The organism is Pseudanabaena sp. BC1403 (assembly GCF_002914585.1).
GTDB lineage: Bacteria > Cyanobacteriota > Cyanobacteriia > Pseudanabaenales > Pseudanabaenaceae > Pseudanabaena.
In genome coordinates this window covers 25,347-32,427 of sequence record NZ_PDDM01000041.1, presented here as the reverse complement: position 1 = coordinate 32,427, position 7,081 = coordinate 25,347, and the positions used below count along the sequence as shown (strand labels likewise).

Below are 7,081 nucleotides of genomic sequence, written 5' to 3'. Positions count from 1 at the left end.
CTATGCTGTAAGCTGCTGTCATTTTCGTTTCTTTTTCTGTCTCTTCTGTTTCAATTTTATGTCCTATCTTAACCTTACTTTGCTATAAGTTCACGGCTGCGAGGCTTTCTAGATTCCAAAGTAGTCTCTCGGTTTTGGCTAAACCTGTAGTTACGGCAGTTGCTTGTTCTGGTTCGGGGAGTTTGGGGATGGTACTGGCAATTTGACTAATTTCGACAATTTGGTCACGCCATGCGTCATTGAGAATACGAAATGGTTTCTTATCCTCTTTGTCTTCGGCGAGTAGCTTTTGGAAGTGTTTGCCAATGTCCTGCAAGTATTCGCTTCTTTCGGCTTCTGGTATATATTGGGCATCCCATCGCAAGGCTTCTAGCCTCATGCCCAGATTGGCGACTCTGCCTGTGGGGTTATCAGCAGCATTAACGGCTGCACTAGCTAGGGTGGCAAATCCATTGGCAACATCACGGGGAATCTTCTTTTCTTTTTCGACTTGAATTGGTTTGTTCTCTGGCAGATTCTTGTCAATTATTTCTTGGATTAGGGTTGGATATTGCTCAATAATTTTCTGGGAACTGGCTTGTTGTTCGGGTGTTAGTTGACTAGGAATTATCCCCACGCGATCGCCGTCAAAGTCGATGACTAGTCGTTTGGCATCGTTGGGATTGAGATAGCAAACTCCTCTCTGCCTATAGGCTTCAGGATCTAATTCACGCAGAACCGTGAGGTTATTCGTAAATACGTCAAAGTTGGCAGCATTAGCCACGGGACTGCGATAGATAGCAACTTCAGATCCATCGGGTAGTCCTGTAAAACTGACTTCGCCTTCTTGCAGTTGGTTGTGGGGTTGAGCGATGCCACTGGGGACGTAAACGCCTCCTGTGGCGACTTCTTGCCATTCACTTTGCAGGAATTCTCGCAGGCGTTTGGCGATATCTTCCATTTCTAATACTTGGCAATGACCGCCTTCAATCAGGTCAGTTTTGAGGATGTCATAGAGCCAATCTTGGTATTCTTCGTTAGGTGAGGCTACTATCTCTCGTTTAATTTCATTGGCTGTTGTGTTTTCTTGTGGGCTTAATCCCAGTTCTAGTGCTAGTTCTGGCTCGATGATTTGGGTAATGTTAGCGCGATCTCCTGTTGCTTCTTGCCTCTGCTGTAGGCGCTTTTCGTGGCGCTCGATATACAGTTGCGCTATCTTACGCGGGTCGGATTGGGCTTCAGCTAAGCGTTCGGCTTTGATTTTCAGCTTAGGCAATACGTCTGCTTGGACTCCTTCAGGGAAGAAGACTAAAGCTTGAGTACCTAGTTTTTGTTCGGTGTATTTAGCATCTTCTTTTCTTGACCAGAATAGACTAATCTCATGGATTCCAGTGGTAGTAGTTTTGTTGTCGCCTTTGATGCTTGATTTGGCAATAATCCCATCGACTTCTAGGGCTTGACAGAGCAAACTGGCTCGGCATGTGCCTTTAATCACGCCATGCCATTCAGGTACGGCGGCGCGATATTGAAATGGGCGATTTGGTTCGGCTTGCAGTTGGGTCGCGAGATCTGGTGAGATCAGGCTATAGCAGTCTCCCAGTTTGCTGGCGATTAAGCCCATTGCTTTATCGCTAATGGTGATGCCATTGCTTATGGTGATGGTTTGCTTTCCCCAATCCGCTTGGTAAGTTCCAGTGGCTGGATCTTTATTTAGGGTTTCATCATCAATGATCAGGATTCTGGCTTGCTCTTTGAATATGGAGGTCTTGGCTTCAGATACGGGCAAACTACCATAGGCGACAGCATCGCTGTGATTAGTGAAGATTTCTTGGCTTACCTTTTCAGAAATCTCGCGATCGCCAAAATAAGCAGTTCTTCCATTGGCAAGAATTAGGTACAGTCCTTGCTCTTGCAGTCGCTCGATGTCTCGCTCAGTGATGCCATCGTACATCTTGCCAACGGCGAGTTTACTTGGCTCAATGTCTTTCCAGATCTTCAGTTCGAGGTAGCTATGCTCAATAGTTTTCGGAGGCAATGGTAACTCTTGCCCTGTCTTCAGGTCAATCTGTCTAAATTCCATATTGTCATTTCTCGCTAGAATTCAAAGTCAATTTCTGCTTCTTTATTTGGTTTAGTTTCTTGTGTTTTCGGTTTGGCTTTTGTCTTTTTGGGCTTTGGTTCTGCATCTTCGTCATACAGGGAATACTGTGATTCATAACGGGCGATGTCATCAAAGCTGGCTAGGCCTTCGCTCAGTAGTTCGTCGTAGGTATAGCCTGCGTCAATCTTGGATTGGATATTGTTTCTCATTAGTTCCTCTTTAAGTGCTTAGGATTGAATACAACGGGTTTGGGAAATCGATGATTGAGAGATTACATTCTATCAATTTCTCTAAATTGATGATTGAGAATATTGTTCGTACAAATTCTGGAATTGTCAATACTCCGTTGATGGTAGTTTTGTCTTCACCAGCGAATCGCTAGATTTTCCAATAGTCTCACGTTAGCTGTATTCTGGTTTTAGTTTCATTTCTTCTTTATGTCTCTGCTCAATCTCAATCAAGCTGATTTGTCCGACATTCGTTTAATTGCTTCTGATGTTGATGGCACTCTTACCCAAAATGGGAAATTCTCTTCTAATTTCATCTCGACTCTTCTGGATTTACAATCAGCAGGAATTAAAGTCTTATTGGTGACTGGTCGCTCGGCGGGGTGGGTCAGTACTTTGGTAAATTATTTACCTGTTGCAGGGGCGATCTCGGAAAATGGCGGTTTGTTTTTACAGCCCAATGGTCAACAAGATTTACTCTCTTCGATTCCTAATTTATCTAGACATCGCATTCTTCTAGAAAATACTTTTCATCACATTAAACAGAAATTTCCTAACCTTCAGACTTCCTCTGATAATCAGTTCCGTATTACCGATTGGACTTTTGATGTCAATGATTTATCAACCGATGAAATTCAAGCCATCTCTTCGCTATGTGATCAAATGGGCTGGAGTTTCACTTACAGCAATGTTCAATGTCATATCAAACCACTGCACCAAGATAAAGCAACTGGCTTAGATACAGTGCTCAAAAATCATTTTCCTGAAATCAATTTGCAGCAAGTCCTAACCGTTGGCGATAGTCCCAATGATGAGACGATGTTTGATGCTACTAAATTTCCCATATCGGTCGGTGTGGCAAATATTCATCATTATCAAGACAAAATGCTGCATTTACCCCAATACGTTACTCGTGCTTCTGAGTTTGCTGGTTTTTCTGAGTTGGCAAAATTATTACTGCAAAAGTAAAAAGCGGCGCATCGCGTCGCCTCTTATTTTTTTTGGAAAGGACTTACAATTTAGCGATCGCCTCTTATCAATAGCAAATGTTGGGATTGGATATTGGGTAAAAATAGTTTCGCAAATAGCGGTTATTGATGCCTACAAACTGTTCAAAATGTCTAGAGATAAATTTTTTAAATTTTATGTTTCAGATCTTGAGCGATTGATGTATGCTTAGTCTGAGGTTTTTTATCTACAGGAGATCCCCTTACTAATTTTCCCCTTCCACATCAAAAAAGCCAGCGACTGCAATCACTAGCTTCTTGATGACCCGAAGGTACTTAATCGAATAAATGGAAACGGACGAGTTTTGCTTTGACGAGCGAAGAATTTGTTCAATGCTTTCTTATATCTTAACGCAAGATATGAATTTAGCAACACTTTTTGCTGCAAATTTTTTAAATTTGGCAAAAATAATTTTTGAACTGTTCTAAAAAGTCTTTCCGTTTCCTGATTGAAATCGCTACAACCCTTACAATCAGGACAATTTAGATGTTTTTAAATTTGCAAGTCTTGCTTCGGCAGATCTATAAAAAGATCGCCACTAGCAAGCTCAATGGAGGTGGAAATTAATGAGCCTCCAAAACAATCAGTATTCTAGTGGCAAATTTTCACCCGCAAGATCGGATCGACCTTGTCCAATTTGCGATGATGTCAAAGGTAAATGTCGGATTATCAGTGATGATCTTGTCCTGTGCATGACCTATCCTACTAATTTAGATCTGTCAGGTTGGCATTATCTTGGCGAAACGAAAGGTAGTTACTACGCTGGGAAATATGTTAGAGACCGCCAAGAGTCTGAAACCGAGCGTCAACAAAGACAAGAAACTAACCGCAGACTTAAGGCAGCCCAGCAAAAATCTGAACGTGAACGATTTGCTAAATTACCTGATGCTACTCAGAGAGATCGTCTATTTCAGGTTTATTTTCAAAAGCTTAATCTCAATGAATCTGACATATCCGATCTTCAACGACGCAGATTGACCGAACCTGAAATTGAAAATTTGGGCGCAAAGTCGATGAAGGCTGGCTATGTCGTCCCAATTCGGAACCCCCAAGGACAAATTTTAGGCGCTCAGATTCGACTGAGAGATACTGATTCTGGCCGCTATCGCTGGCACAAACCATATGGGATTGATGCTCGACAACAAAATGGCGAGCTACCTCTTGCTTTTTATGCTTACTTGCCTAGGATATTAGATCGAGTAGTTTTGGTTGAGGGGACAGGCGTAAAACCTTTTCTTGCAGCTAAGATTCGTAAATGTTCTGCTATCGGTGCTTCTAGCGGTCAGTTTGTATCTTGCAAAGAAACTTTAATTAGCTATTTGCAAGATATTAGCGCTAGTCCAACATTAACTAGACTGGAATATGCGATCGATGCTGGTGACGTTGTTAACAAACAGGTAATGCGTCGCCATGAAAATAATTTAGATTTTCTAGTTGAGCTTGGCTATAACATCGACGTATTGTGGTGGGGGCAGTTCACCAAAGATGATGATGACATCGATGAATTGCCCGATCGCTCAAATATCCAGCTTTTAACGATCGCACAGTTCTTTGAAATTGCTAAATACAAGCCAAGAACTAAGTCTTCTCCTTTTCAATGGCTACAAGATAAGTTGATTCCTAAGCCTAAAGCTAAGGGCTTTGCGCGATCGCATCAAGTCACTGTCACTAATCCTTCTTTGGAGTATAAATCTGGCACGAGACTGGAAACTTGGCGTAATTCACTTCAAGCCCATAAACATGTTTTGGATGCTTCGGCGACGGGTACGGGCAAAAGTCATGATGCAGGTTTGTTGCGTCCTGAGTTACTAAATGGTGTTGAAAAAATTATTTATGTCTCGAATGATTCTCGTAATGTCACTACAGAGACTTTACAAGAATGGCAAATGCTGCCTGCTCGTCATCGTGGCTTGACTGATAAAAACGGTAAGTTGCGGCGGGCTAACTATCGTGATGATCTGCATACTAAGTCTAATTGCTCCCGCACAGGAGCGATCGCAGCCTTACGGAATAAGGCTATTTTTGATACTCGTATCGTCTGCGAGACTTGCCCTTTACTCAATGCTTGTCGTCATTCTAGTGGTGATGGTTTTGGCTTTAGACATGAACGAGCAATCGCTTTTAAGTCAAATATCCTACGTTCTCATCCTGCTAGTTTGCCCAGTCCTGATGATTATGACTATTCAAAGACTTTGCTTGTTTGGGAAGAAGTAGGAGAAAGCATTGTAACTATGCGTCAAATTCAGGTCGATCGCGCCGATATTGATGCGGCGATCGCAAAGCTTTCACGTACTGATATTGAGAATAGACAACAAGCGATCAGTCTGCTCAATAAGTTACATCATTTGTTAGAAAATAAGTCTCGATTTGGTTTGGATTATCACAAAATTAAGGAAGCAATCCCTGAAATAATTGATAGCTCTCTACTAGCAAATGTACTTGAACCAGATTTATCGATTCTTGATACGGTTGATGGAATTGCTGATTCTGAGTTTGATCATGCAAAGGGTAAAGACAAGCGTGAGCTGGCTAGGTTAAATTCTTTACTCAAGAGTGCTACTACACTTCATTCGGTTGAGTTCGAGCAAAGGATCGAGCGTGAGGTATTAAAGCAATGGCTCTCAGAATTTCTGGATATTTTATCTGGCAAGATTCAATATGGTGATCTACATATTCAGAATGGAAAGCTTACGGTTTCGCTCCTCGATGCTCGTTTGCGTGAAATAGCGAATAAGTCTGCATCAAATCTTTATCTTGATGCCACAATTAACCAATCACATTTAGAGATGAAGTTGGCATCTCATATTCATGTGGTTAAACAAGCAGATATCTCGCAGATGCCGACTATTTATCAAGTTGCTGATATCGGACGATTGGGAATGCAACGTGGTAATGAACAAACTCGTCAGGCTGAAGCGATCGCCTCGCACTTATGCGCTATTGATCCGACCACCAAAAGCATTGATTTTAAAAAGTTTGATGCTGATGGTGCTTGGTTTCGAGACTCGCGTGGCTCTAATGATTTTAAGGATGCAAAAACCTTTGTCGTGACTGGCACTCCTTGCCAGAATATCGCCGCACTTAAGGCTGAGTTTGTGGTTTTAACTGGGTTTCATCCTGAAGAAGAAGACCAAGCTTTTACGGACTTTATTGATCGCCATATTTTGGCAAATGTTCGACAATGTTTTGGGCGTAAGCTTGGTAATCGTTTTCAAGAGGGCGATGTAATTTACTTTTTATCTGATTTTGATTTAGGAGATATTCCTCATATTCAGGTTAAAGCTAGTGACATTACGCCTAAGGCAATGAGTAAAAAGGAAATATTTAGAACCGAAGTCTCGCAGCGTTTTTATGAAGCTCTGTCTGAAGGGATTGATTTAGTTTCGATGTCTCAAAGGCAAATTGCAGATTGGCTGAACATTTCATGGGGTAAATTTCGGCACCATTTTGACTGGATCGACGCGCTATTAAAGTTCTTATATAGCAACCCGATCCAAAATTTGGATGAAAATCTAGATCTACAATTCAATGACGCAGAATATGAGCAAATAGACTTTTGGGCTAGTGTAACTGAAAGATTTTTAAATGATGCTATGCCGATGAAAACTACTCTAGAAGGTATTTTTGAGTTCTTTGCTGAGCATATCCCTCAATATTTGCATCAGTCTGTAGTTACTAAGTTATCTAGCAATAACAGCAATCGTTTATTTTCTGTGCTTGCTCTTATTGCTATGAGGTCGTAGCTACATTTCACTTAGCAAATGTT

General features: G+C 41.6%; 4 protein-coding genes. 2 read left to right on the top strand and 2 right to left on the bottom strand.

What is annotated here, in order from left to right; genetic code table 11:
• Positions 1 to 82: 82 nt before the first annotated feature.
• Both CQ839_RS23090 and CQ839_RS23085 read right to left on the bottom strand, forming a co-directional pair.
• On the bottom strand, positions 83 to 2,059 hold the full coding sequence (locus tag CQ839_RS23090; RefSeq protein WP_103670653.1) for a hypothetical protein: 1,977 nt from the start codon (positions 2,057 to 2,059) through the stop codon (positions 83 to 85).
• Positions 2,060 to 2,073: 14 nt separating this feature from the next.
• Positions 2,074 to 2,289 (bottom strand): hypothetical protein, encoded by a 216-nt coding sequence (locus CQ839_RS23085; RefSeq protein WP_103670652.1) that lies wholly within the window; start codon positions 2,287 to 2,289, stop codon positions 2,074 to 2,076.
• Between the two features lie 228 nt (positions 2,290 to 2,517).
• Between CQ839_RS23085 and CQ839_RS23080 the strand changes: the two genes are divergently transcribed.
• Positions 2,518 to 3,276, top strand: coding sequence for an HAD family hydrolase (locus CQ839_RS23080; RefSeq protein WP_103670651.1), 759 nt, complete (start codon positions 2,518 to 2,520; stop codon positions 3,274 to 3,276).
• A gap of 605 nt (positions 3,277 to 3,881) precedes the next feature.
• Positions 3,882 to 7,058 carry a hypothetical protein gene (locus CQ839_RS23075; protein WP_103670650.1) on the top strand — a complete coding sequence of 1,059 codons (3,177 nt, stop codon included), beginning with the start codon at positions 3,882 to 3,884 and terminating at the stop codon, positions 7,056 to 7,058.
• Positions 7,059 to 7,081 lie beyond the last annotated feature (23 nt).